General features: G+C 34.4%; 22 protein-coding genes and 4 pseudogenes. 19 read left to right on the top strand and 7 right to left on the bottom strand.

Annotated elements, in window-relative coordinates; genetic code table 11:
- The first annotated feature begins 146 nt into the window (after positions 1-146).
- Positions 147-1,331 carry a MobT family relaxase gene (mobT, locus tag PYW42_RS08115; RefSeq protein ID WP_002360076.1) on the top strand — a complete coding sequence of 395 codons (1,185 nt, stop codon included), beginning with the start codon at positions 147-149 and terminating at the stop codon, positions 1,329-1,331.
- A complete protein-coding gene (locus PYW42_RS08110) occupies positions 1,328-1,462 on the top strand; it encodes a DUF3789 domain-containing protein (protein ID WP_002330905.1) in 135 nt (44 codons plus the stop codon). The genes mobT and PYW42_RS08110 overlap by 4 nt, the downstream gene beginning before the upstream one ends.
- Positions 1,463-1,593: 131 nt before the next feature.
- Here PYW42_RS08110 and PYW42_RS08105 read toward each other — a convergent pair whose 3' ends face one another.
- Positions 1,594-2,844, bottom strand: coding sequence for an IS110 family RNA-guided transposase (locus tag PYW42_RS08105; protein ID WP_002346915.1), 1,251 nt, complete (start codon positions 2,842-2,844; stop codon positions 1,594-1,596).
- Between the two features lie 396 nt (positions 2,845-3,240).
- Here PYW42_RS08105 and PYW42_RS08100 point away from each other — a divergent pair, with 396 nt between their 5' ends.
- The 3 genes from PYW42_RS08100 (at position 3,241) to PYW42_RS08090 (ending at position 4,879) form a co-directional block, all read left to right on the top strand.
- On the top strand, positions 3,241-3,462 hold the full coding sequence (locus PYW42_RS08100; protein WP_002298822.1) for a hypothetical protein: 222 nt from the start codon (positions 3,241-3,243) through the stop codon (positions 3,460-3,462).
- 12 nt (positions 3,463-3,474) lie between these two features.
- Positions 3,475-3,978, top strand: a complete 504-nt coding sequence (locus PYW42_RS08095) for an antirestriction protein ArdA (protein ID WP_002298823.1) — start codon at positions 3,475-3,477, stop codon at positions 3,976-3,978.
- Between the two features lie 64 nt (positions 3,979-4,042).
- A complete protein-coding gene (locus PYW42_RS08090) occupies positions 4,043-4,879 on the top strand; it encodes an abortive infection family protein (protein WP_002360078.1) in 837 nt (278 codons plus the stop codon).
- A gap of 6 nt (positions 4,880-4,885) precedes the next feature.
- Here the strand turns inward: PYW42_RS08090 and PYW42_RS08085 are convergent, their stop codons facing one another.
- Positions 4,886-5,626, bottom strand: coding sequence for a hypothetical protein (locus tag PYW42_RS08085; protein WP_002383098.1), 741 nt, complete (start codon positions 5,624-5,626; stop codon positions 4,886-4,888).
- Positions 5,627-5,677: 51 nt separating this feature from the next.
- Here PYW42_RS08085 and PYW42_RS08080 point away from each other — a divergent pair, with 51 nt between their 5' ends.
- From PYW42_RS08080 to PYW42_RS08060, 5 genes are read left to right on the top strand one after another with little or no spacing between them, the layout of a single operon-like run.
- Entirely contained in the window at positions 5,678-6,067 is a 390-nt protein-coding gene (locus tag PYW42_RS08080; RefSeq protein WP_002298826.1) for a conjugal transfer protein, read from the top strand.
- Positions 6,054-8,501, top strand: coding sequence for a conjugal transfer ATPase TcpF (gene tcpF, locus PYW42_RS08075; RefSeq protein WP_002330910.1), 2,448 nt, complete (start codon positions 6,054-6,056; stop codon positions 8,499-8,501). The genes PYW42_RS08080 and tcpF overlap by 14 nt, the downstream gene beginning before the upstream one ends.
- A gap of 4 nt (positions 8,502-8,505) precedes the next feature.
- The gene (locus tag PYW42_RS08070) at positions 8,506-10,629 is read left to right on the top strand and encodes a CD3337/EF1877 family mobilome membrane protein (RefSeq protein ID WP_002384404.1); all 2,124 of its coding nucleotides are present in this window, start codon (positions 8,506-8,508) and stop codon (positions 10,627-10,629) included.
- The gene (locus tag PYW42_RS08065; protein ID WP_002298830.1) at positions 10,626-11,630 is read left to right on the top strand and encodes a bifunctional lytic transglycosylase/C40 family peptidase; all 1,005 of its coding nucleotides are present in this window, start codon (positions 10,626-10,628) and stop codon (positions 11,628-11,630) included. The genes PYW42_RS08070 and PYW42_RS08065 overlap by 4 nt, the downstream gene beginning before the upstream one ends.
- 18 nt (positions 11,631-11,648) lie before the next feature.
- The gene (locus tag PYW42_RS08060; RefSeq protein WP_002298831.1) at positions 11,649-12,560 is read left to right on the top strand and encodes a conjugal transfer protein; all 912 of its coding nucleotides are present in this window, start codon (positions 11,649-11,651) and stop codon (positions 12,558-12,560) included.
- Between the two features lie 104 nt (positions 12,561-12,664).
- Here the strand turns inward: PYW42_RS08060 and PYW42_RS08055 are convergent, their stop codons facing one another.
- Together PYW42_RS08055 and PYW42_RS08050 are read right to left on the bottom strand one after the other, a co-directional pair.
- Entirely contained in the window at positions 12,665-13,855 is a 1,191-nt protein-coding gene (locus PYW42_RS08055) for an IS256-like element ISLgar5 family transposase (protein WP_002371002.1), read from the bottom strand.
- A gap of 70 nt (positions 13,856-13,925) precedes the next feature.
- A pseudogene (locus tag PYW42_RS08050) lies at positions 13,926-14,300 on the bottom strand (plasmid mobilization protein).
- Positions 14,301-14,685: 385 nt separating this feature from the next.
- On the opposite strand from PYW42_RS08050, the gene PYW42_RS08045 reads away from it, so the two are divergent.
- The 6 genes from PYW42_RS08045 (at position 14,686) to PYW42_RS08020 (ending at position 19,243) form a co-directional block, all read left to right on the top strand.
- Positions 14,686-15,096, top strand: coding sequence for a hypothetical protein (locus tag PYW42_RS08045; protein ID WP_002364129.1), 411 nt, complete (start codon positions 14,686-14,688; stop codon positions 15,094-15,096).
- 155 nt (positions 15,097-15,251) lie between these two features.
- Positions 15,252-15,737, top strand: a complete 486-nt coding sequence (locus tag PYW42_RS08040; RefSeq protein ID WP_002330914.1) for a TlpA disulfide reductase family protein — start codon at positions 15,252-15,254, stop codon at positions 15,735-15,737.
- A gap of 69 nt (positions 15,738-15,806) precedes the next feature.
- Positions 15,807-15,905 carry a 4Fe-4S binding protein gene (locus PYW42_RS08035; protein WP_073459246.1) on the top strand — a complete coding sequence of 33 codons (99 nt, stop codon included), beginning with the start codon at positions 15,807-15,809 and terminating at the stop codon, positions 15,903-15,905.
- Positions 15,906-15,923: 18 nt separating this feature from the next.
- Entirely contained in the window at positions 15,924-17,201 is a 1,278-nt protein-coding gene (locus tag PYW42_RS08030; protein WP_010816128.1) for an ABC transporter permease, read from the top strand.
- Positions 17,202-17,210: 9 nt separating this feature from the next.
- Positions 17,211-17,867, top strand: a complete 657-nt coding sequence (locus PYW42_RS08025; protein WP_002400684.1) for an ABC transporter ATP-binding protein — start codon at positions 17,211-17,213, stop codon at positions 17,865-17,867.
- Positions 17,867-19,243 (top strand): ABC transporter permease, encoded by a 1,377-nt coding sequence (locus PYW42_RS08020; RefSeq protein WP_002330916.1) that lies wholly within the window; start codon positions 17,867-17,869, stop codon positions 19,241-19,243. The genes PYW42_RS08025 and PYW42_RS08020 overlap by 1 nt, the downstream gene beginning before the upstream one ends.
- A 130-nt stretch (positions 19,244-19,373) precedes the next feature.
- Here the strand turns inward: PYW42_RS08020 and PYW42_RS08015 are convergent.
- Positions 19,374-20,446 (bottom strand): annotated as a pseudogene (locus tag PYW42_RS08015) (ISL3 family transposase); the annotation flags it as partial.
- A gap of 258 nt (positions 20,447-20,704) precedes the next feature.
- Between PYW42_RS08015 and PYW42_RS08010 the strand changes: the two are divergent.
- Together PYW42_RS08010 and PYW42_RS08005 are read left to right on the top strand one after the other, a co-directional pair.
- The gene (locus PYW42_RS08010; protein ID WP_002285815.1) at positions 20,705-21,358 is read left to right on the top strand and encodes a response regulator transcription factor; all 654 of its coding nucleotides are present in this window, start codon (positions 20,705-20,707) and stop codon (positions 21,356-21,358) included.
- The gene (locus PYW42_RS08005) at positions 21,355-22,674 is read left to right on the top strand and encodes a sensor histidine kinase (protein ID WP_002297866.1); all 1,320 of its coding nucleotides are present in this window, start codon (positions 21,355-21,357) and stop codon (positions 22,672-22,674) included. The genes PYW42_RS08010 and PYW42_RS08005 overlap by 4 nt, the downstream gene beginning before the upstream one ends.
- 324 nt (positions 22,675-22,998) lie before the next feature.
- Here the strand turns inward: PYW42_RS08005 and PYW42_RS08000 are convergent.
- Positions 22,999-24,168 (bottom strand): annotated as a pseudogene (locus PYW42_RS08000) (IS256 family transposase).
- Positions 24,169-24,406: 238 nt separating this feature from the next.
- On the opposite strand from PYW42_RS08000, the pseudogene PYW42_RS07995 reads away from it, so the two are divergent.
- Positions 24,407-24,829, top strand: a pseudogene (locus PYW42_RS07995) (Gfo/Idh/MocA family oxidoreductase); the annotation flags it as partial.
- A gap of 5 nt (positions 24,830-24,834) precedes the next feature.
- Here the strand turns inward: PYW42_RS07995 and PYW42_RS07990 are convergent.
- Positions 24,835-25,794 (bottom strand): IS30-like element IS6770 family transposase, encoded by a 960-nt coding sequence (locus PYW42_RS07990; protein WP_000221326.1) that lies wholly within the window; start codon positions 25,792-25,794, stop codon positions 24,835-24,837.
- Positions 25,795-25,860 lie beyond the last annotated feature (66 nt).

Raw genomic sequence — 25,860 nt, 5'->3', positions numbered from 1 at the left:
CCCCCCGCATCTAACAGGGGGGTACAAAAACACAAGAAATAAGCAAGCAACGATTAAGAATTGCTGGTGTAGCAAGGATATTAAGTAATTTGCATAGGTGTTAACTCATTTGAAAAAGTTAACACCTTGAATTTGGAGGTGAGAACTTGGTACAACGGAATTTAGATTATCGGTTATTAAAAGATCGTCGCAATGAATATGGTATTTCGCAAAATAAATTAGCTACCGCTTGTGGGCTTAGTCGACCCTATTTAAATCAGATAGAAAACGGTGGCGTAACTGCCTCTACAAAAACCATGAGAAAAATTTTTAACCAACTGGAAAGTTTTAATCCCGATTTACCTTTATCGTTACTGTTTGACTATGTAAGGATTCGTTTCCCCACAACGGATGCACGGAAAATCATTCAAGAGATTCTCCACCTGAAATTTGATTATATGCTCCACGAAGATTACGCCTTTTACTCCTATCAAGAACAATATGTCATGGGCGATATTGTGGTGATGTTGTCTCATGAAGAAGATAAAGGAGTTCTTTTGGAATTAAAGGGTCGTGGTTGTCGGCAGTTTGAAACTTTTTTACTCGCCCAAAAGCGTAGCTGGTACGACTTTTTCGAAGATTGTCTAAAAGCCGGTGGCGTAATGAAACGCTTAGATTTGGCAATCAATGATCTAGTAGGGCTATTGGATATTCCTGATTTAACGAAAAAATGTCAGAAGGAAGAATGTATTTCCTTGTTTCGTACCTTTAAAAGTTACCGTTCGGGGGAGCTGTTGAAAGCTGATGAAAAGGATGGTATGGGGAATACCTTATACATTGGCAGTCTCAAAAGTGAAGTTTATTTTTGTTTGTACGAAAAAGATTATGAACAATATATCAAGCTAGGGATTCCATTAGACAAAACTGAAACGAAAAATCGCTTTGAGATTCGACTAAAAAATGACCGTGCCTATCATGCAATTCAAGATTTGTTAAAGGGTCGTAGCATTGAAAGTACCACGTTTTCCATTATCAATCGTTACTTGCGATTTGCGGATAAAGTAGAAGGCAAAAGGCGAACTAACTGGCCATTAAATGAACAATGGGGGCGTTTTATTGGACGGAATCGGAAAGAGATACAACTGACTTCTGAGCCGAAACCGTATACCATTGAACGAACCTTAAATTGGCTAGGTAGACAAGTCGCCCCTACGTGGAAGATGGCCAAGGAGTTGGATCGGTTGAATCAGACAACCTATATCCAGGATATGGTACAGAATGCGCGCTTATCAGACCGGCATAAAAAGATTTTGGAACAACAAAGTATGGCAATCGAAAACTTGATTATATGAAAAGAGGAATTGTGGTAGGAAGTGTAAAAGATATGTTATTGGCATTTGGTGGCAGCATGCTTAGTGTTACCGTGATGTGCTTGATGCATGCAAGTGTAGCGGCGAACCAAGCAATGGAAAAGAAAGTCTAGTGGTAATAAGTCAAGATAATTTTTCAAAAGATTTTTAAAGGTAGTTAATTTTTGAAGCGCACTGAACTAAACCCGACCAAAATTAAAAATTTTTTCGGGTACTTCCAAGGATTAGCGTCAATAACATACTGTTATTTATCTATCACGCTCCTTGGTGGCATATAGAGTTGATGGTTACGTAGTAGCGTATCCACCAGACGCGTAAATTTTCTTGCGGTTAGTACGATGGCTCGTTTGTGTTTATGCTTGGGTGTTTCAGCGTATTTTTTCTTATAATACGCATGGTACTCAGGCTCGTATCTCCTTACGGAGTTGGTGGCTTCAACTAGATAATAACGGAGATAACGATTGCCTCGTTTGGCCATAGGAGTATTTTCATACTCAGAGTTACCTGATTGGTTCTGTCGCCAATATAAACCGGCATATTTAGCCAATTTGCTTTCATCTGAAAAGCGATTGATAGGGCCAATTTCAGCGAGTATACCCGCAGCATAAACAGGACCGATTCCTGGAATACTGGTTAAACATTGATATTCAGGTAGCACAACGACTAAATCGTCAATGGCTTTGTCTAAGTCTTTAATTAACTTTTCAAGACTACGAATTTCTTTGGCTAGAACACCCAAAACAATATCTACAGAGTCCTGATGGACTTTTCCTAACCGGTAGGAACTACGTATGGCTTTAGAAATTGCCTTTGCAATTCCTTCGGGATTTTTAAAACGATACTTCCCTAGTTTTTGAATTAGGTTCGCAAACTCTTCTAATGACAGTTCGGCAAGTTGGTCCATTGTGTAATCTTCCGTCATTAGAGTTACTAATGTGGCACTTAAAACGGATCCACCTTCTGCTTTTAGTTCTTTAGAAAGCGTGTTGCATTTATAATAAATGTTTTCGATAAAGTGTTGCTTTGTACGAACCAGCTGTTTAATTAGCTGATAACGCGTTCTAGTTAAGTGTTGGAGGGCAAGGTATTCTTCCTCTTTAATGATGGAGTTGACTTGCCTTTGGATGCGAAAATAGTCAGCGATATAAAAAGCATCAATTTGATCGTTTTTGTTTTCTTCAAAAATATCACGATACTTTTTAATTTTATTTGGTTGTTCAACTGAAACCATAAGGTTCAATTGATTTAACTCAAGATCTTCTTTAAAAAACATAGCTGGATGAAAGCTATATAAAGATGTGGCCTCCATTCCAATCACTAAGCTCTCTATCTCAAATTTTTGAGAAAATTCGAGAATGTATTCTTTGATCTGGCTTGCGCCAAGTTGACTATTTCCATAAGATGCTTCTTTTAAAACAGAGCAAGTTGAATCGTCTGTCATAAAGCAAGCATCTAATTTTTCAGAACTAACGTCTAAACCGACAAATAGTTTCATGTGGAAGGACCTCCTTTCATTGATTATTCGGAAATTGCTTGGGTACTGTGGGATATCCCAGAATCACGTTGTCTAACGACAGCCTCGCATAATAGAGTTTCATTCATTAAACCTCTAAGCCACCCAATCTCTACTAGGATTGGTAGAGGTCAATGGACTCAGCTAGTGTGTTGGAGGTTATACCAACGGTTCGGGTCACAGACTTTCTGTCGCAGTAAAACTGCAGAAGGTGATAGCGTCTTCCCGTAAGTCCTTTCCAAGACTTATTATTCAGGAATATCCTACAGTATCCAAGTAGTAATCGTTATTTTATTTAAACATATTAGGAATAGCCCCTAAGGGCGATTGAAGGAATGAAAGTTTCTTCAAAATATATATTACGAGGAAAGTGACAAGATGAATTTCGGACAAAATTTGTATCAATGGTTTCTAACCAATGCCCAATCCTTAGTCTTACTGGCAATTGTGGTCATTGGTTTGTTTTTAGGATTTAAGCGGGAGTTTTCTAAATTGATTGGCTTCCTGGTGATTGCCTTGATTGCGGTAGGTCTGGTCTTTAATGCTTCTGGTGTAAAAGATGTCTTACTCAATTTATTCAATCGAATCGTCGGTGCGTAAGGAGGAGTCACGATGGAACAGATGCGTGTTTATATTGCGAACTTAGGTCGATATAACGAAGGCGAATTAGTTGGTGCTTGGTTTACACCACCTGTTGATTTTGATGAGATAAAAGAACGAATTGGATTAAATAATGAATATGAGGAATATGCGATTCATGATTATGAACTTCCTTTTGAGATTGATGAGTATACACCAATTGAAGAGATTAATCGGTTGTGTGGTTTAGCGGAAGAGCTTGAAGGAACGCCGATTGGTGAGGTTGCTTCAGAGATTCAACACGCTTTCTTCAATTCATTTGAAGAAATGGTGGAGCATCTGGATAATATTGTTTATTATCCAGATTGTAATGACATGAGTGATTTAGCGTATTACTTGATTGAGGAAACAGGCGCTTTAGGTGAAGTTCCTACTCATTTACAAAATTATATTGACTATGAGGCTTATGGTCGAGATTTAGAAATTGAAGGGAATTATTTGGTTACGAGTCGTGGGGTCTTTGAGCTATGTGAGTGAGAGTATATTGAATACTGCCCTTAAAGATACTACAATAGAAAATATCGAGTAGTATTTCAAAGGAGTGGAAGTGGTGAATATTGATGAGGCAAAACAGCTTGCAAATTATTTTTCAGACGGATCTCCTGGATATATATTGGAATTCAATAATCTTGAATGGGACCTATATACTAAGAAAATAGTTGGATTTGGAATTCAAGAAAGATTTGGTGGCTCTAAAGGAAATTCCTTCAAAGAATTTCTTGTCTCAGAGGATATTAGTGATCACCTAAAGTTCAAATTAATATACTCATTAAATGAAACTATGAAGCAAATTGCTTCTATTCGCCAATTTGAAAATCCAAGTTCATATAAGTCACCTAAAATGAATCCACTTGTGACTCTATTGATTGAAGAGGCATATCATAAGAAAGATAGTGCAAGATTGCTTAATGGTACTAAGTTTTCGAAAGAAGTGAATTTAGAGTATATTCAACAACTTCCTACTCGTATAAGTAAGGATATTCAAAATAAAGATTTCGATTCTGTTTTAACAAAATCAAACACTATGATTGATGAAGTCTTGAAATATATCATTGAGAACACAAAAGGAAAAAGCATTGATAATAATACTGTAAGGTCTAAAGACTTAAGAAATCAAGCCTTTGAAAGACTAAATATAAAAATTGACAAAGATATGGATAAAAGAATAAAAGCTTTAGTTGGTGCTCTAAACACTTTGTCAGACAAAATTCTTGAGATGAGGAATAGTCAAGGTGATGCCCATGCTCAGGGCTCCAGGAGGATTGTAATTAATGAAGAAGAAGCTATCCTTACTGCGAACTCAGCAATGATTTTATGTGAGTATCTATTTCGAAAGTATGAAAAGAGAAAAAGGTTCAGTGATGCAAAAGAGAGTTGATTTTTATCAGCTCTCATTTTCTATCTTTTCAATTTTTGCGAATAGCTTCATAAGAATACTAGTTTGTTCTATAACAAATTCTACTTCTAGGTCAGTGAATGTTTGACTATGTTTAACATTTTCATTTTGATAGCTTATAAGTCCTTTAATAATTAAACGGACCAAATTGATTATTTCTTTTGGAATGCCCTTTTTTCTCAATAAGGGCAGGAGTTCTCCTTCGATAGGCTGGTTTTCTAAAGACTTTGAGTTTTTTAAAATATCCTGCATAAAAAACTCAAAGGCCAGCCTGATACTGTCTAAAGTATAACGGTTATAGATGCTGTTGTCGTAAGACTGTATGGCTTTTTCAAATTCTTCTTTTGCTCTTGAGGAAGCAGTCAACCAAGTGTTAGTTTCATTGATGATATTTCTATCTATTTTATCATTAGAATAAACTGAACCATAATTTTTTAGTAACAGTTTTAAAATCTTAGCAACGTCTTTATTTGCTGGATTTTGAGCAAGCACACTTTCACAAAGCTCTTTTATAATTTTAAATTGCTGTTCTTCTGTGAAAGATTGTAAATTATTTTGAATCGCGGTAGCCTTAGAAGTAAAGTTCGGAAAGGGAGTCGAAATAAAGGGAACAGAAGAGTTAAATTCTGCTCCATATTCAGCAAATAAAGTTGCAATCTCAGTTCCCGAGTAAACTTCGTTAAGTGTTCCACTTGCCATTGTTATTAAGTTTTGCATATATACCTCCATAAAAAATTAAGCATGATGTTTATATTATATTAGAAAGTGAGCCGATTGAATATGAAAAAAATAAAAAGCTACACCAGTATCTGGGCAGTTGAAAAGGTCATTTATGCAATCAATGACTTTCAGCTACCTTTTCCTGTGACCTTTAATCAGATGGCTTGGTTTGTTTTGTCCTTGCTGTTTGTCATCGTTTTTGCCCATGTGCCTCCGCTATCTATGATAGAGGGGGCCTTTTTAAAATACTTAGGCATACCGGTGGTGGTCACTTGGTTCATGTCGCAAAAAACCTTTGATGGTAAGAAACCACTGGGATTTTTACGATCCTTTCTCAGTTATCACTTACGGTTTAAGGTCACTTTTGCAGGAAAGAAGGTCAAAGAACAGAAGAAACGATGGGATGAACCCATCACTCTAGTAAGGAGTGTGAACTATGTACCCGATTAAGTATGTTGAAAATAATCTTGTCTTTAATCAAGAGGGAGAATGTTTTGCCTACTATGAACTTGTGCCTTATAACTATTCCTTCTTATCGCCTGAACAGAAGTATCAAGTGCACGATAACTTTCGTCAATTGATTGCTCAGAATCGTGAAGGCAAGATCCATGCCTTACAAATTGCCACAGAAAGTAGTATTCGTGCCACGCAAGAACGATCAAAAAAGGAAATTACAGGCAGACTCAAAGAAGTCGCGAAACAACGAATTGACCTTCAAACAGATGCATTAGTATCTATGATTGGCGATAGTCAGATTGATTATCGCTTTTTTATTGGCTTTAAACTAATTGCAACAGATGAAGAGGTCAATTTAAAGAGTCTCAAGAAATCTTTCCTTTCTGGGCTTCAAGAATTTGTCTATGGGGTGAACCATCATTTGATGGGTGATTTTGTTTCCTTATCCAATGAAGAAATTCGCCGATATACCAAGCTTGAAAAACTAATGGAAAGTAAATTGGCTAGAAGATTCAAAGTCAGACGGGTCACACCGAGTGATCTGACGTATTTAATTGAACATATTTATGGCGAAAAAGGCACACCGTTTGAAGAATATGAATTTCAGCTACCAAAGAAAAAGCTAAAATCAGAAACGCTGGTGAAACGTTATGATTTATTACATCCTAGTCGTTGCTTGATTGAAGAAAATCCTCGGTACTTACGCATGGAACATGAAAATCATGAATCGTATGTAGCCTATTTGACAATCAATACGATTGTAGGGGAGATGGAGTTTCCTTCTTCAGAACTTTTTTATTACCAGCAACAACAATTCACTTTTCCCATTGATACTTCAATGAATGTGGAGATTGTGACCAATAAAAAAGCTCTTGCCACTGTTCGCAATAAGAAAAAAGAACTGAAAGATTTAGACAACCATGCCTACCAATCCGATAATGAGACAAATTCCAATGTCTTAGATGCTTTGGATTCAGTAAATGAGTTGGAAACTACCTTGGATCAATCCAAGGAGTCGATGTACAAATTAAGTTATGTAGTTCGAGTGAGTGCGGAATCCGTGGATGAATTAAAACGCCGTTGTGATGAAGTGTTCGATTTTTATGATGATACTAATGTAAAACTAGTCCGACCCTTTGGCGATATGATGGGGCTACATGAAGAATTCTTGCCCTCAAGCAAACGCTATATGAACGATTATATCCAATATGTTACTTCTGACTTTTTAGCGGGACTTGGTTTTGGGGCTACTCAAAAGCTAGGGGAATTAGAAGGCATCTACTTTGGCTACAATGTAGATACGGGGCGGAATGTTTACCTGAAACCGGCATTAGCTTCACAAGGGGTCAAGGGTTCAGTTACCAATGCTTTGGCTGCTGCGTTCCTTGGTTCACTCGGTGGCGGAAAATCCTTTAGTAACAATCTCTTGGTCTACTATGCTGTTCTTTTTGGTGGCCAAGCTGTGATTGTCGATCCAAAAGGAGAACGAGGTGGTTGGAAAGAAAACTTGCCAGAAATTGCGGATGAAATCAATATTCTCAACTTGACTAGTAAACCAGAAAATCAAGGCTTACTTGATCCTTATGTGATTATGAAGAAAAAGAAAGATTCAGAAAGTTTAGCAATTGATATCCTGACTTTTTTAACAGGAATTTCCAGTCGGGATGGGGAGAAGTTTCCAGTATTGCGCAAAGCCATTCGGACGGTTACCCAAAGTGATCAACGAGGATTGCTGCAAGTCATTAATGAGCTTCGAAAGGAGAACTCTCCAGTCGCGGAAAATATCGCCGATCATATCGAGTCCTTTACCGATTATGATTTTGCCCATTTGCTTTTCTCAGATGGTTCGATTACCCAATCAATTAGTTTAGATAAGCAGTTGAATATCATTCAAGTAGCGGATTTGGTTTTACCAGATGCAGAAACCACTTTTGAAGAATATACCACGATGGAGTTGCTAAGTGTCTCTATGCTAATCGTCATTTCCACGTTTGCCTTGGATTTTATCCATAGTAATCGAGAAATCTTCAAGATTGTGGACCTGGATGAGGCTTGGAGTTTTCTTCAAGTGGCTCAAGGAAAGACCCTTTCAAATAAGCTCGTTCGTGCTGGTCGGGCCATGAATGCCGGTGTTTACTTTGTCACGCAAAATAGTGACGATTTACTGGATGAACGCTTGAAGAATAATATCGGATTGAAATTTGCTTTTCGTAGTACCGATATTCATGAAATCAAGAAGACTTTGGAATTTTTTGGGTTGGATCAAGAAGATGAAAGTAATCAAAAACGCCTACGAGATTTGGAAAACGGCCAATGCTTGATGCAGGATTTGTATGGTCGGGTAGGCGTGGTTCAGGTACATCCAGTCTTTGAAGAACTCTTCCATGCCTTTGATACCCGTCCACCTGTTCAAGAGAGAATGGAGTGAGGGGATGAAAAAGAAACTTTTTCGGATTGTGGGAATCGTTTTTATTAGCATACTCACTCTGATAGTTCTATTGAGTTTAGTTGGTACGGTAGCCGAGGCGACAGGGCTAGTTGATGATACAGTTGAATCAGGAAATCTATATTCCAAATATTCACTGAACAACTATCAACTAGATTTCTTTGTGGATAGCTCTTGGGATTGGTTGCCTTGGAATTGGGGTGATGGCTTAGGGAAAAGCGTGATGTATGGTCTTTATGCCATTACTAATTTCATTTGGACGGTGAGTTTGTATTTGTCGAACGCCACGGGTTATGTGGTTCAAGAAGCCTATAAATTAGATTTCATTTCGGATACGGCTGAAAGTATTGGAAAGAATATCCAAACATTGGCTGATATTACTGAAAATGGACTCCAGACCTCCGGATTTTATTTTGGGTTTCTATTATTGATGATTTTAGCTCTGGGGGTGTATGTGGCGTATACCGGATTATTAAAACGAGAAACCACGAAAGCAGTTCGAGCCGTGATTAATTTTGTGATGATTTTTCTACTATCGGGTTCGTTCATTGCTTATGCGCCTACCTATATCACAAAAATCAATGACTTTAGCTCAGATGTTAGTGAAGCGGCCCTTACCCTTGGAACCGAGATCGTTGTACCCAATTCAGAAAGCCAAGGAAAAGATAGTGTGGATTTGATTCGGGATAGTTTGTTTTCGATTCAAGTCCAACAACCTTGGTTACTACTGCAATTTGATGATTCCAACATAGAAGAAATTGGTGAAGACCGGGTCAACAAGATTCTATCTGTGAGTCCAGATGAAAACAAAGGCAAAGATCGGGAAGAAGCGGTCAAGGCAGAGATTGAAGACAATGACAATGCGAATCTCAGTATTACCAAGACCATGAACCGTTTAGGGATCGTGGTCTTTTTGGTATTGTTCAATATTGGCATTTCCTTCTTTGTTTTTCTTCTAACAGGGATTATGTTGTTCTCGCAAATTCTCTTCATTATCTTTGCGATGTTTCTGCCAATTAGTTTCTTATTGTCCATGTTGCCGACTTATGAGAGTTTGGGCAAGATGGCGATTATTCGTTTATTCAATACGATTATGATGCGAGCGGGTGTCACCTTGGTGATTACGACTGCATTCAGTATTTCTACGATGTTTTTCAATATTTCGGCTACCTATCCCTTCTTTATGGTAGCTTTTCTACAAATTGTGACCTTTGCCGGTATCTATTTCAAATTGGGTGACATTATGAGTATGTTCAACCTTCAGAGTAATGACAGTCAGTCAATGGGCAGACGGGTCATGCGAAGACCGCAAATGTTGATGAACCGTAAATTGCGGCAACTCAATCGAAATGTGGGCCGAACTCTGGCTTTTGGCGGTGCTGCAGCAGTTGGGAATAAGTTGGCAAAGGAACAATCAAAACCCAAATTTAAGCCATCCGATTCTTCTCTACGAAAGAATTCACGATTACCTAACGATCGCGAGGTATCCTCAGACTCGGCTAAGGAGAATCCAATTTCAAATAATAAGAAACAATCCCGAATGAATTTGACTGGGAGAAAAATAGGCAAAGTTCTGGATACCCAGGCTTTGGTGAAAGATAAGGCAAAACAAGTAAAGGATCAGGTACGGAATACGCCGACCAACTTGAAATACATCCTCCATAAAGGTCTGGAAAAGACGAAAAAAGCACCGAAAGAATTTAAGCGAGGGCTTGTTCAAGAAAAAGCAGATCGAGAGAAGCTGCGAGACAAACAACGACAACGCAGAGATGAGAAAATGGATGAAAAGCGAAAAAACTTGGGCGAAGTAACAGACCGTCATGGAAAAAGAAGAAGTAATGTTTCGATAAAAGAGGATCCAAAACCTCAGAAGGATAGGATACTGAAAAATGAACTTCCAAAACGGATTGTGATGGTAAAACCGAATTCTGAGGTAAGGAGAAGACTTGTTAAACAGAATTTGGTTGCGAGAGAGAATAACCAACTATTAAGTAAGAAAAATTCTTTCCAGCAAGTTAAGCAACGATCTACTCTTCCGAAGAGAGCCAATCAAAAAGTACAAAGAATAATGAAGGCTCGTCCAAAACCAAAGTCGGGTGATAAAAAATGAATTTAAAAGAATTGAGTGTCATTTCGTTAACCATGTTGATGCTCTCTTTTATGGGCATCTTGATGTGTGTGAGCTTATTGTTTGGGGAAGATAGTGAGGGGAGTGGTACTTCTGGTATTTCTCCTGGTGGCAATAGTGTCTCAGAAGAAGTCTTGAAACATCGCTCAATGGTTGAAAAATATGCTAAAGAATCGGACATATTAGACTATGTACCAATTCTTTTGGCAATCATCCAAGTTGAATCTGGTGGCACAATGGAGGACGTCATGCAAAGTTCTGAGTCTGCGGGTTTACCACCAAATTCATTAAGTACCGAAGCATCTATCAAGCAGGGATGTATTTATTTTGCTTCCTTGGTTAAGAGCTCCAAAGAACTAGGGTGTGATCAAGATAGTATTATTCAAGCCTATAACTATGGTGGCGGCTATTTGAATTATGTCGCAAAAAACGGGAAGAAGCATAGTTTTACTTTAGCCGAATCATTTTCAAAGGAAAAATCGGGTGGTCAAAAAGTAGACTACCCCAACCCAATAGCGATTAAAGAAAATGGCGGGTGGCGCTATAACTATGGCAATATGTTTTATTGCCTATTAGTGAAGCAATACCTGACCACGACACAGTTTGATGATAAAACAGTCCAAGGGATTTTTGACGAGGCTTTTAAGTATGAAGGTACTGCCTACGTATTTGGCGGTTCGAGTCCCGCAACGGGTTTTGATTGTAGTGGATTGACCCAGTGGTGTTATGCCAAAGTTGGTCTGAAACTTCCCCGGGTGGCTCAAGATCAGTATGATGTCATGACTCATATTGACTTAAAAGATGCCAAACCTGGTGATTTAATTTTCTTTCACTCAACCTATGATGCCGGTACTTATGTGACTCATGTAGGTATTTATGCAGGAGAGAATCGCATGTTTCACGCAGGAAATCCAGTGGGTTGGACGAATCTTACAGAAAGCTATTGGCAGCAGCATCTGATTGGAGCCGGCCGATACAATTAAGAGAAAAGAGGAAAAATAATGAAGATAAAAATTGAACGGATTCAAAAGGAAAAGATGTCAAAAAAGAAAAAAGAGCGGACAATTTCAGTGGGCAAGCATCGAAAAATGGTGCTTGCCCTTTGGCTTTTACTGTCATGTAGTCTTGCTTTTGGTATCTACAAAAATTTCACCGCCATTGATCAGCATACAACTCACGTAAAAATGGTTGTAAAAGAAAAAGTAATAAATACTTCTGGAGTTGAAAGTTTTACAAAGAATTTTGTGAAAGAATACTTTTCATGGAAGAATAACAAGGAAGTAATTGAAAAGAGAATGAGTAATCTTGGACAGTACCTTACAGAAGAAGGCCTTGCTTTGAGTCAAGATATGGTTCGAGTAGATATTCCCACTAGTTCAGAAGTAAACTCAGTAAAAATTCTAGATGTTGAAAAACGTTCGAAAGATTTTGTCGTTTCATTTTTAGTAGACCAAAAGATTACAGAAGGGAAAAAGTCAGAACAAATTTCTTCTGCGTATCGAGTGAAGATATTTGAAGATGAAAAAGAAAATCATATAGTGACGAGTTTACCAACTATGATTAGTAAGCCAGGTAAGGCAAAATATGAAGTAAAACAAGTAGAAAGTGATTCTGACATTGATGCAAAAACAACGCAAGAAATTACTGAGTTTCTAGAGACATTTTTCAAACTTTATCCAACTGCTTCTGAAAAAGAGCTAGAGTATTATAGTGAAAATGAATCTATGAGCCAAGTTAGTAGCGATCTTAGATTTGTAGAAATAACCAATCCTATTTATCTTGAAAAGGACGGTTCGGTACAAGTAAAAATCGTAGTAAAATACCTAAATGAAATTGAAAAGGTGACAAATAGTTTTCAATACAATCTATTGTTAAACAAAGAAGAAAATTGGAAAATTATTAATGGAGAATAATTTTTTAAGGAGAATATAAAAAACAAGGAAAGAATGAATCATTGTAAACTTGTGGGAGCGTCAATAATTTTGTGTAAATGATTCTTCCCTACTGCAGATTGTTTCTAATTCTCAATCAGTTGGCTTAGCATTTGTTCAAGTTCGCCTTCGGCCTGTTGAAAGCCTTTATGACTGCGACCTAGGAATTTTTGGTTGTAAGTATCAAAAGACGAGACTAAGAAACGTTCCATCGACTCTTCGTTTTGGAACTGTTCCTTGCGGTGGCTGTATTTCTTGATTTGCTTATTAAAGGATTCAATCAAGTTCGTAGAATAAATACTCTTGCGTATGGCCAAGGGGAAATCATAGAAAGTGAGCAAGTGATCGTTCGAAAGAATCGATTCAACCACTTTTGGATAGCTGGTTTTCCATTTTTCCGCAAAAGCACCACGTGCTTCCAACGCCACCTTTTTAGATGAGGTTTGATACACCATTTTAAAATCATCACAGACTTCCTTACGATCATCGACACGCACTTTGTGACTGATATTACGGGAAACGTGTACACAACAATGTTGAAAACGAGCTTTGGGATAGAACCGACTAATCGCTCCTACCATCCCCTTTAAGCCATCCGTGATGAACAGGAGGCCATTTTTCAAACCGCGCTCTTGAAGGTCCAATAAAATTTCCTCCCAAATCGTGATGGATTCAGTCGGTGCAATCGCATAGCTCAATACTTCCTTTGATCCGTCCGGGCGAATGCCAACTGCGATATGAATGGCTTCCTTGGCGACGGTTTTCCGCTTTAACGGAATATACGTTGCGTCCATATAAATAGCGGCATAACGGTCATGAAGCTCCCGCCCTTTAAACGCCGTTACCTCTTCTGTAAATGATTTTGTTATATTGGACATGGTTTGGGGCGTGTAGTGATGCCCATACATTTTCTCAATCAAGTCTGCGATTTCCGACATGGTAATACCTTTTCGGAAGAGGTGAATGACGGTCTCCTCTAACGTGTCATTCGTCCGTCTATAAGCAGGAACAGTCTGTTGCTTGAACTCGCCATTGCGGTCGCGCGGAATCTGGAGATGAAGTTCCCCATACTCGGTCTTGACCGTACGGTCATAGGAGCCGTTACGAGAATTACCCGTGTTAAAACCAATGCGATCATACTTTTCGTAATCGAGGAAAGCCGTTAACTCCGTTTTGAGAAGCGTATTGACTGCTTTCTCCAAATGGACACGGAATAATTCATTCAAATCGCCTTTGTTCGCTAGAGTCTTTAGAATTTCTGTAGTAAAATCGTTCATAGGGAAGTCCTCTCTTCTGTGAATGTGTTGTGGTAACTCTATTCTACAGAAGGGACTTTCTTTTTTCTATTTACACAAAATATTTTACACTCTCATTTAACACTCCGGAAGTTCTGTTAAGAAGCAGAGAATGTATTTGCCACAACTCTTTTGAGAAATACTCAATCTGCTTTTTCATATCATTTATATCGTCCTTATAGATTATGCCGGTGGAATTCACACGCTTTGCAATCTGATTTATGTTGCTGGTAGCATTGGAAAGGAAACCCTGTAAATCTCTAAACGGCTCTAAATCCACTTAATATATTTCTTTTTCTAAAACACACTTGCGGATGAAATGGCTCATATTTTTACATTTCGCAAGTTTTCTTTTCTCCTCAAAAAGAGCCTTTTCTTCTTCTGTTAATTTAATTTCAAGCCTTTCATTTCGTATTCTATTTGCTATAGGTAATCCTCCTTTGAATGTATTTCGGGGTCTTAGGGTACACCCTAACAAGTTAAAAATTGATAAAAAAAGAAGCAGATCCCAAAGGGCTGCCTCATCATTTTTTTCGTAAGTGTCCGTACACTTACTGTGCTTGCTCATATATTAATCGATCATATACTAATCGTGTAAGAACAACTTTAAGCATAATACTTATATTGTTATACCATAGTTTGGAAAAATAAAAAATTATATTTCATCAACGTTTCATAAAAGGTGTGTAGAATGTTATTGAAAGTAGCTATAAAATGCTATTGTGTAAAAAATAAAGGAGGAATAATTTATGAAAAAATAGTACCAAGAGGAGCATGCCTATTACTTGCATTATGTTTGAGCTTAAGCGCAGTTGGGTGTCAAAAAAGTAAAAATAAAAGAAGGACAATCCATAAGTTCTGAAGAGGAAGGCATGTCAATTAATGCAAATGGCAAAAATGAAACTTTTAAGCCATCAGATTATACATTGGAGGCAAAGAAAGAATATGTTTATGAATATTTAGGGCTTAAATTTAAACTCTCAGACAAATTTAGAAATTATATAGCTGATAAAAAGATAGCGATGTTAGATGATCAAAGTCCTATAGATAAAGAACTAAAGTATGCTATTTTGACATTTGAAAAAATGACAGAAGAACAAAAGAATGCAGTTATAGAAAAGATGGGCGATGGATATAAAAATTGGCAAAATGAGCTTGAAAGAATTGGGACTATTGGTATATTTGAAAAAAATACATCAGAAGAAAAAAATCTAAAATTATAAAATGTGATACTCATACTAAAATAGGAGTTTCAAGTGATGGAAAATACGATTGCTATTTAAGCACAAATAGCGGAGCTGAAAGTAATCTTCTGGATGAATTAAAAAGAACTGAGATTCAAATTATAGATAAAAAAGAACGTCCTAAAAATGGTTTTGTGCTATCAGAAAAAACTGATTTAGAAAATACAGAAGCATTTAACAAAGAATCGGTTAAAGATTTACGTAAACTATCAACAAAGGACATAAATGGCAAGGATTTTACAAGTAAAGATTTTGAGAAGTATGATCTTACTATGGTAAATGTATTTGCAACTTGGTGTACAGCTTGTGTAAAGGAAATTCCTGATTTGGTTGAGGTTCAGAATGAAATGAAAAGCAAGGGTGTAAATATCGTTGGAGTTGTTACAGATCCTGTTGATGATAACGGTGAAAACAAGGAAGCAATTGAAAAGTCAAAGTTAATACATGAAAAGACAAAGGCTTCATATCCTTTCTTAATGCCAGATAAGACAAACTTTAATGGTAGATTGAATGGTATACAGGCTATGCCAGAGACTTTCTTTGTTGATAGTAATGGAGAAACTAAAGTTGTCTTGGATAAGGCGATAAGAATTTGTATGGAGTGTATTGGAATTGGATAGAATTAAAAATATTATAAATGGTAGTACAAAAAAAGATAAATATAAAATAAGAGATCGTTTTAAGCATTTATTTCAATTGAGAATTGCAATCATCTGGAGTGTATCAGATGTGGACGATGTAAAAATGCTTGTCCAGTGGATGCAATTAGTTATGGAGTAAGAAAATAGAGAGGAGTAGTTAGGAAAGTGATAAAAAATGCTATAGCATATATTACAAGAAAGAAAAATAGAACTTTAATAATTTTTATCATATTAACTATAGTTCTTTCTTGCTTGTATTCTTGTTTAACAATAATGAAATCAAGCAATGAAATAGAAAAGGCTTTATATGAAAGTTCTAATTCTTCAATATCAATAACAAAAAAAGATGGTAAATATTTTAATGTTAATCAATTTAAAGATATTGAAAAATTAAAAGAAATTGAAGAAAAAATAATTCAATATGATGGATTAGCAAAACTAAAAGATGCTAAAGTAGTTAGCGGAGAACAAAGAATAAATAGAGAAGATTTATCTGACGAATTTAAGAATGTTGTTTCACTCGAAGCTACAAATAATACTAAAAGAAATATTTTATTTAGTAGTGGAGTATTTACAATTAAAGAAGGTAAAAATATAGAAGAAAATGATAAGAATTCAATTATTGTTCATGAAGAATTTGCTAAACAAAACAATCTAAAATTAGGTGATGAAGTTGATCTTGAATTACTAGATATTGAAAAAAGTGGAAAAATAAAAAGTCATAAATTTAAAATTATAGGGATCTTTTCTGGTAAAAAACAGGAAACATATACAGGATTATCTTCTGATTTTAGTGAAAATATGGTGTTTGTAGATTATTCAACAAGCCAAGAGATATTAAACAATTCAGAAAATAATGAAATTGCAAATAAAATTTTAATGTATTCTGGTAGTGCAGAATCTACAGACTTAGCCTTAAACAAATTGAAAGAGCTTAAAATTGATGAGTCAAAGTATTTTGTTGAAAAAGATTCTAATGCGTTTGAAGAGTCTTTAGAGTCAGTGAGTGGAATAAAATATATAATAAAAGTAATGACTTATTCTATTATGTTAGTTGGGATGGTTGTTCTTTCATTAATCTTGATTCTATGGTTAAGGGAAAGAATTTATGAAATAGGTATATTTTTATCTATTGGAACATCTAAGATACAAATTATAATGCGATTTATATTCGAGTTAATATTCATATCGATACCAAGCATAATATCTTCCTTATTTTTAGGAAATGTATTACTAAAAGTAATTGTAGATGGATTCATTAACTCAGAGGATTCAATGATTTCCGGTGGAAGTTTAATAAATAATAGTAGTTTTATGTCAAATATAACAACGCTTGGACAAAGTTATTTAATATTAATAAGTATTATTGTTTTATCAGTTGTATTTGCTTCTTCATTAATGTTAATCAAGAAGCCTAAAGAAATCTTATCAAAAATAAGTTAGGAGAAAATAATGGATATATTAGAAATAAAGAATGTAGCATATAGTTATGCAAATTCTAAAGAAAAAGTTTTGTCAGGAGTAAATCAAAAATTTGAACTTGGGAAGTTTTATGCGATAGTAGGAAAGTCAGGAACAGGAAAATCTACACTTCTTTCCTTACTTGCTGGACTTGATAAACCTCAAACAGGAAAAATATTGTTTAAGAATGAAGATATACAAAATAAAGGATATAGTAATCATAGAAAAAATAATATATCTTTAGTATTTCAAAACTATAATTTAATAGATTATTTATCACCAGTTGAAAATATTAGATTAGTAAATAAATCAGCAGATGAAAGTATCTTGTTTGAACTAGGTTTAGATAAAAAACAAATAAAAAGAAATGTTATGAAATTATCTGGTGGACAGCAACAAAGAGTAGCTATTGCTAGAGCATTGGTATCAGATGCTCCAATAATACTAGCTGATGAGCCTACTGGTAATCTAGACAGTGTTACTGCTGGAGAAATAATTAATATATTAAAGACATTAGCTAAAGATAGAAATAAATGTGTAATAGTTGTAACACATAGTAAGGAAGTAGCAGATTCTGCGGATATCATTTTAGAACTAAGTGGTAAAAAGTTGAAAAAAGTAAATAAAATGAATTTGGAGGTTGAATAATGATAAAAAATGCATTTGCTTATGTAACTAGAAAAAGTTTAAAATCATTAATTATCATATTAGTTATTTTATCTATGTCAACTTTAAGTCTCATTAGTTTATCTATTAAAGATGCTACGGACAGAGCTTCAAAAGAAACATTTGCTAATATAACAAATAGTTTTTCTATGGAGATAAATAGACAAGTAAATCCAGGAACACCTAGAGGTGGGGGAAATGTAAAAGGTGAAGATATTAAAAAGATATCTCAAACAGATAGTATAGACTCCTATGTAAAAAGAATAAACAGTGTTGCAGATTTAGTTGATTATGATATTATTGAAACTCAAGAGACTCTTGCGAATCAATCACCTGAAAGAGCAAAGAATTTTAAAAGAACAGTTATGTTAACTGGGGTTAACGACTCAACAAAAGAAACAAAATTTGTATCAGAAGCATATAAATTAGTAGAAGGAAAGCATTTAGAAAATGAAGATAAAAATAAAATCTTAATGCATAAAGATTTAGCTGAAAAAAATAACCTTAAAGTTGGAGATAAGATAAAAATAAAATCTAATTTATTTGATGCTGATAATGAGAAAGGTGCAGATGAAACAGTAGAAGTAGAAATTAAAGGTCTATTCGATGGGCATAATAGCGGTGGAGTAAGTGCAGCACAAGAACTATACGAAAATACATTAATCACTGATGTTCATACAGCTGCTAAAGTTTATGGTAATACCGAAGATACAGCTGTATACCAAGATGCAACATTCTTTGTAAAAGGTGATAAGAATCTTGATAGTGTAATAAAAGATCTTGGGAAATTAGATATAAATTGGAGAGAATATAATTTGATTAAAAGTTCATCAAATTACCCTGCATTACAACAATCTATATCAGGTATTTACTCAATTTCAAATAAATTATTTTTTGGCTCATTAATATTTGCAGGAGTTGTAGTTTCATTATTATTATTCTTATGGATGAATGCTAGAAAGAAAGAAATAGCAGTATTACTATCATTAGGTATATCAAAATTAGAAATTTTTGGTCAATTCCTAATTGAGATGGTATTTATATCAATCCCCGCATTCGTTGGTTCCTATTTCTTAGCTCAATATACAGCTGACAAGCTTGGGAATAATATATTGAATAAGGTTACTGGTGATATAGCTAAACAAATAGCTAAACAATCTGCATCTAGCCAATTAGGTGGTGGGGCAGAAGCTGAAGGATTTAACAAGACATTATCAAGTTTAGATATCAATGTATTACCTAAATTCATGATTTATGTAGTTATATTTATGAGTTTAGTACTTCTTGTATCATTGATTATTTCTTCATTCAATATATTAAGAAGGAATCCAAAAGAATTATTAATTGACAATAATTAAAATTTTCGGTGCTTTTTAGCACCAAAAATGAGAGTGTAGTATAAAGGCTCTTTGTCAAATGATGTTGGTAAAGAGAAATCTTAGAATAATTTGGACAGAACAGAAAGAAGAAACCCTCTTCCTGTTCTGTTTATTTGGTTAAAAATGTTTTGCCATGACGAATCATGATCCGTAGTTTGAAATTGTAAAAGCTGCGAAAGCCGTACGCATTGCGTTTTAATACTTTGATGTGGTTGTTTAAACATTCCAATGGTCCATTTGAATAGCTGTAGTGAAGCGCATTTTGGATCTGTGGCAGAAACTTTTTAAACGTTCGTAAAGTGGTTGTATAGGTTTCAGGAAGACCGCTGACTTCTCTGTTTAAACAGTCCTCAAATAATGACTGATCTCTTTTCTTTACCGCATAAAGAATGTCTTGGTATAACTGATAGCCTTGGCGCAGGTTGGGACAAGCAGATAACAGTCGATCGACAATCTCACTTTCAGTCAAATAATCTTTAAAACTGGCACGCCAAACCCTTTTTTCGTAGTTTAACTTTGCTTCTTCTTTTTGTAGGAGTTTCCAATAGCGTTTCAATTTTTTCCCTAACCCTCGTTGAGAGTGGGAAGTTCCTTTAAGCCGTGCCGTGGTTTCTTTCACTCGATGATTCAAGAAGGTTCTGCCAATATGTTGGACGATGTGGAAACGGTCGATGATCAACTGAGCATTCGGGAAAAGCTTTTTCACCAATGAAACATAAGGCGCATACATATCAATAACAATCCATTGAACGGCTTCACGAGTCGCTAATGAAAACCGAGAAAATAGTGTTCTAAATAAGGCAAGCGTCGATTTTCGACAATATCCAATAATGCATGGCTTTGTCCGTCCATCATGATAAAACTCATTGCACTGGTCACATGTCGAACCGATTTGAATTCATCAAAACATAAGACCTTTGGCAAAGTCTGTTTGAAAGGATTCAATGGGCGGTAAAATCTCTTCATGACACGATAGACCGAAGAAGTGGAGATATTTTTCTGACGGGCGATTTCCGTCATGGAAGTATTCTCTTTTAAGCGAGCAATAACAGACCAACGAACTTTTTGACTAATGAAACAGTATTTTTCAGCGACAGAGGTATCCGCTACGAATGTTCTTTGGCAAGACTTACATTTAAATCGTTGTTTCTTCAACTCCAGATAAGTGCGATACTCATATATTCTTTTTCAATCAGCCAATCTTCATCAAAAAATAAATGTTTATCTGTTAATCCGAGTAATTTTCTAGTATGATTATCCATAGAGCGACTCCTTTGGTAGGGTGATGTTTTGGTCGACTAAATTTTACCAAAAGTGAGTCTCTTTTTGAGTTGAAACGAAGAAAAAGTATTGGCAACAGAAGGCGTCACCAACACTAGATATTATAGAGCCATAATATGCTGTATAATATCTAGTGTATAGGCTTAAGTGGAGGTATATATGAAAATATTAACTGTTGAAGATGATAATATGATAAGAGAGGGAATAAGTGAATATCTTTCAGAATTTGGATATACTGTTATTCAAGCTAAAGATGGAAGAGAAGCCTTGTCAAAATTTAATAGCGATATAAATTTGGTTATCTTAGACATTCAGATACCTTTTATAAATGGTTTAGAAGTGTTGAAAGAAATTAGAAAGAAAAGCAATTTACCAATTCTAATCTTGACTGCATTTAGTGATGAAGAATATAAAATTGATGCATTTACTAATTTAGTAGACGGATATGTAGAAAAGCCATTTTCATTGCCGGTCTTAAAAGCTAGAATAGATTCTTTAATTAAGAAGAATTATGGACATTTAGAGAAGTTTGAATATAAGGATCTATCGGTTAATTTTAATAGCTATACAGCTAAAATAAATGGTGAAGAAATAGATGTAAATGCAAAAGAACTAGAAGTATTAAAATGTTTATTGGATAATAATGGACAAGTGTTAACAAGAATGCAAATTATTGATTATGTATGGAAAGATAGCGAAGAAACTCCTTATGATCGAGTAATAGATGTATATATAAAAGAACTTAGAAAAAAATTACAATTAGACTGTATAACTACTATAAGAAATGTAGGATATAAATTGGAGAGAAAATGAAAAAATTAAAGATATTTCCAAAAATGTTCATACAAATATTTTCTGTTCTTGGAATAATAATTATATTAGTTCATTCATTAGTTTTTTTTATCTTTCCTAAAACATATTTGGAGACGAGAAAAGAAAAGATTCATAATATGGCAAATGAAATTTCTAGTAATATGAATGGAAAAGAAATAAAATATATAGAACAAACTTTGGAGTTTTATTCCAAGAGTAGTGAAATAAAAGTATTCATAAAAGAAAAAAATAATAAGAATGAAATACAAATCAAAGATAATATAAATGTTAATTTAGAAAGTGATAGTAATTCTTTGATAATTGAAGAAAGAGAAATAAAGCTTAATGATGGTAAAAAAACAAATCTACAATTTGTTTCTACAGCTGATATGCAAAAAGATGCGAAAGATTTAAGCCTTAAATTTTTACCATATTCTTTATTAATATCAATTTTATTTTCTGCTATTATTTCTTTAATTTATGCAAAATCAATAAAAAATAATATACAAGAAATAAAAATTGTTACTGATAAAATGATGAAACTTGATAAAAAAATGAGTTTAAAAGTTAGCTCTAATGATGAAGTTGGAGAATTAAAACAACAAATTAATGATTTGTATTCTACTTTATTAAGAACAATTGACGATTTGGAATTTAAAAATAAAGAAATTTTAAAATTAGAAAAGTTAAAATATGACTTTTTTAAAGGTGCATCCCATGAACTTAAAACCCCTCTTGCTAGTCTTAAAATAATACTGGAAAACATGAAATACAATATTGGAAAATATAAAGAAAGAGATATTTATATTAATGAATGTATTGAAATCGTTGATAGTTTAACAAAAAATATTTCTCAAATATTATCAGTTCATTCTATAGAAAATTTGAATAATGATGAAGAATATTTGAAAATAAATGATACATTAGAAGACATATTAAAAAAGTATGAAATATTAGCAAATCAAAAGAAAATAACTGTCAATAATTATATATTAGACGAGAATGTTTATATAGGAAAAACAGCTTTAAAGATTATTCTATCTAATTTGATTAGTAATGCGGTAAAATATACTGATGTAAATGGGGTAATTAATATTGGGATAGTTAATGATTGGTTATATATAGAGAATTCATACGGTAACAATAAAATTTCGAATATGGATAAAATATTTGATGTTAAATTTGATTTAAATAAGGAAAATAGTAATGGATTAGGTTTATATATTGTAAGTAATATTCTGAATAATTACAATATAGAATATAAAGTATTGCAGGATGAAGAATTTTTTATCTTTAAAATAAAAATATTTTCTTAATTAAGATATAATTTTGCAATAGTTATTGAAAAATAGAGACTTATTATTAGCCATGGAAGTAAAGACTTTTTTCTTATTGAAAGTGAACAGAAAATAATTGATACAAGAAATCAGGATTTGAACACGCTAATAAAAATATTGTTAGTAAAACTATACGAGGTAGTCTTTTCGGATGCAGAGATTGTTTAAATATTTGATAGAATAGAAACTTAAAAAGTTTAATAAAACTCAATTATATAAGTAGTAGATGAATATGATGGTTATTTAGATTATGGTAGCGTCAAGAATTATGTGTAAATGGAAAATCCATTCTGTTAATTACAGTTAAATCATCGACTCTAATGTATCCTGAATTTCTTTAAATCCCTTGTGAATTCTACCTAAAAATTTTTGGTTATATTGATTAAATTGAGAAATGAAGAATCTCTCTAGAGATTCTTCATTAGGGAATTGTTCTTTTCTTCGAGTATATCGTTTTAGCTGCTTATTAAAGCCTTCAATCAGGTTCGTCGAATAAATTGTTCGTCTGATGGCGTGAGGGAAATTATAAAAGGTTAATAGGGCAGGATTCAAGAGTAAATTGACGACTCTTGGATACTGCTTTTTCCATTTCCTAATCATAAAGTCGATGTGATCCAATGCCTCTTCTTTTGAATTCGCTTGGTAAACCAATTTGAAATCCTCACAAATTTCTTTTCGATCTCGAACACGAACTTTATGAGCGATATTTCTAGATACATGCACACAACATTGTTGAAATTGGGCATTCGGATACACACTATGGATACTTTCTTCAATACCGCTTAATCCGTCTGTCACTACTAATAAAACTTCTTCTAACCCACGTTTTCTAAGATCTTGAAGAACTTCTTTCCAAATATAAGCAGACTCAGTTGGGGCAATAGTAAACCCAAGAACTTCTTTGGTTCCATCCAAACGAATACCAATCGTAATATACACTGCTTCCTTCGAAACAGTCTGTCGCTTCACAGGGATATGCGTCGCATCCATAAATATAACGGAATAATTGGCTTCTAACGTTCTTTCTTTAAAAGCTAAAACATCTTCAGCCACCAATTTACTCATGTTGGAGATTGTTTGTGGCGTATAGTGGTGACCATACATTTTTTCAATTAATTTGGAGATTTCAGCCATAGTAATGCCTTTTTGAAATAATTGGATAATGGTCGTTTCTAATGAATCATTGGTTCGCTTATATGCTGGTAGTGTTTGTTGAGAAAGTTCGCCATTCCGATCTCTAGGAATAGTTAAATTCAACTCGCCATATTCTGTTTTAAATGTACGTGAATAATTCCCGTTACGGGAATTTCCTGAATTGAATCCATTTCAATCATATTTTTCGTAATCTAAAAAAGCAGTTAGCTCTGCTTGTAGAAGTGAATTAATCGCTCGCTCTAAATGATCCTGAAATAATTCATCTAAATCCCCTTTATTGAGTAGTGTTTGCATAATTTCTATAGTAAATTTAGTCATGAGAAAGTCCTCCTATAAAATTTCTGTGTGGTAACTTTAATTTTACAGAATGGACTTTTTTTTCTACCCTAAATTTCTATTTACACAAAATATTTTACGCTATCTTTTATTTTAAAATATGGGATATTATGATAAAATTAACTATGGATGATATTTGAAAAAACCATACTGTATGTTTGATTTAATTTTTATTTTTAAGCTCATATCGTAAGAATGGGACTTGTAGTCTCACTTCTTTATGGAGGTGATAATTATGAACGTTGGTTTTATTGGAGCCGGCAAGGTAGGTTGTTCATTCGGGAAGTATTTCCAGGAACATAAAATACAAGTAACAGGATTTTATAGTAAAAGCGAAGACTCGTCATTAGCAGCTTCGAATTTTACATCTAGTAAACAATATTTAAACTTAAGAGAATTAGTAGATGAAAATGATACTATTTTCATTACGACTCCTGATGGTCAAATTCAGGAGGTATGGCAAAAAATTAAAAATTATCAAATCAAAAACAAATTAATCTGCCATTGCAGTGGTGCAATATCTTCAGATATCTTTTCAAATATACAGGACTATGGTGCTTATGGCTATTCTGTCCATCCTATGTTTTCAATATCAGATAAATATAATTCATACAAAAAATTAAAAAAATCTTTTATAACTATGATTTGTCAAATTAAGTTAGAATAAAATGCTTCTTGTACATAGCTCAAAAATATCTCAATTGGTGTTCTGTAATTCAATGATTTTCTTGGAATATGATTACGTTGATTGCTGACACTGGAAATAAATGTCTGATTCACTTCTCTAAAATCCATTGATTTCGGCAGTCCATTACGACGCAGAATCCCGTTAGAATTCTCGTTTAATGGGCGTTGAGAAGGTGTTCCAGGGTCCGCAAAATATATATCAATATCGTGTTGGTTACTAATGGCTTTCCAGTTAGAAAATTCTTTTCCACAGTCAAACGTAATAGATTTAAAGAAGTTTTTAGGGAAGCGAGAAAACCATTGATTAAGGGCGGTTTCAATATCTAATGCCTTACGGCCGTTGGGTTTAATCGTGATAATGACTTTAGATAATCTTTCAACTAAAGTAATGACGGCACTTTTATGATGAATGCCAACGATCGTATCACCTTCAAGGTGACCAAACTCAGAATTGAAATCAGGATAATTATCAGGTCGATCATGGATTGAGCGCTGATATTGTTGTTTTCCCCGTTTTTCCTGATGACCATTGGGTTTTCTTTTACCTTTCATCGGTAGTGTGTCAATATCAAATATCCCTTTAGAAAATAAACGATAAAGTGTTCTCATACCGCATGAAACAGGCCTTTCTTTTCGCCCGATAATGACGTCAGGCGTCCAACCAAGAGTGACTTTCTCTTTAATGTAATCTACTTCATGAGCAGGTAATTGAATGACTTTTCTACCACATTTTTTCTTATTTTCTTTATACTGGTGCCAATAATCAAGAGCAGTCTTGCCTTGCTTGAACTTATTGACTACATTATAAATAGTTTGTATAGCACGACCCATTCGGTTAGCGATTTCAACCGGTTTATTATGTTGAAGATAATATGATTCTATCATTGTCAGTTCGTCTATGGTAAGATGTTTGTAGGTCATTTATGGTTACACTCCTTTGTTTTCTTTCGTCGGAAATACAATTTGAGTGTACCATAAATGCCTTTT

The organism is Enterococcus faecalis (genome assembly GCF_029024925.1).
GTDB classification, from domain to species: domain Bacteria; phylum Bacillota; class Bacilli; order Lactobacillales; family Enterococcaceae; genus Enterococcus; species Enterococcus faecalis.
This window is presented reverse-complemented; position numbering and strand designations above follow the sequence as displayed.

Excerpts from the sequence above, each read along its gene's own strand:
- PYW42_RS08110 (WP_002330905.1), top strand. The coding sequence starts at position 1,328 with ATGAAAAGAGGAATTGTGGTAGGAAGTGTAAAAGATATGTTATTGGCA.
- PYW42_RS08105 (WP_002346915.1), bottom strand. The coding sequence starts at position 2,844 with ATGAAACTATTTGTCGGTTTAGACGTTAGTTCTGAAAAATTAGATGCT.
- PYW42_RS08100 (WP_002298822.1), top strand. The coding sequence starts at position 3,241 with ATGAATTTCGGACAAAATTTGTATCAATGGTTTCTAACCAATGCCCAA.
- PYW42_RS08095 (WP_002298823.1), top strand. The coding sequence starts at position 3,475 with ATGGAACAGATGCGTGTTTATATTGCGAACTTAGGTCGATATAACGAA.
- PYW42_RS08085 (WP_002383098.1), bottom strand. The coding sequence starts at position 5,626 with ATGGAGGTATATATGCAAAACTTAATAACAATGGCAAGTGGAACACTT.
- PYW42_RS08080 (WP_002298826.1), top strand. The coding sequence starts at position 5,678 with ATGAAAAAAATAAAAAGCTACACCAGTATCTGGGCAGTTGAAAAGGTC.
- tcpF (WP_002330910.1), top strand. The coding sequence starts at position 6,054 with ATGTACCCGATTAAGTATGTTGAAAATAATCTTGTCTTTAATCAAGAG.
- PYW42_RS08070 (WP_002384404.1), top strand. The coding sequence starts at position 8,506 with ATGAAAAAGAAACTTTTTCGGATTGTGGGAATCGTTTTTATTAGCATA.
- PYW42_RS08065 (WP_002298830.1), top strand. The coding sequence starts at position 10,626 with ATGAATTTAAAAGAATTGAGTGTCATTTCGTTAACCATGTTGATGCTC.
- PYW42_RS08060 (WP_002298831.1), top strand. The coding sequence starts at position 11,649 with ATGAAGATAAAAATTGAACGGATTCAAAAGGAAAAGATGTCAAAAAAG.
- PYW42_RS08055 (WP_002371002.1), bottom strand. The coding sequence starts at position 13,855 with ATGAACGATTTTACTACAGAAATTCTAAAGACTCTAGCGAACAAAGGC.
- PYW42_RS08025 (WP_002400684.1), top strand. The coding sequence starts at position 17,211 with ATGGATATATTAGAAATAAAGAATGTAGCATATAGTTATGCAAATTCT.
- PYW42_RS08020 (WP_002330916.1), top strand. The coding sequence starts at position 17,867 with ATGATAAAAAATGCATTTGCTTATGTAACTAGAAAAAGTTTAAAATCA.
- PYW42_RS08010 (WP_002285815.1), top strand. The coding sequence starts at position 20,705 with ATGAAAATATTAACTGTTGAAGATGATAATATGATAAGAGAGGGAATA.
- PYW42_RS08005 (WP_002297866.1), top strand. The coding sequence starts at position 21,355 with ATGAAAAAATTAAAGATATTTCCAAAAATGTTCATACAAATATTTTCT.
- PYW42_RS07990 (WP_000221326.1), bottom strand. The coding sequence starts at position 25,794 with ATGACCTACAAACATCTTACCATAGACGAACTGACAATGATAGAATCA.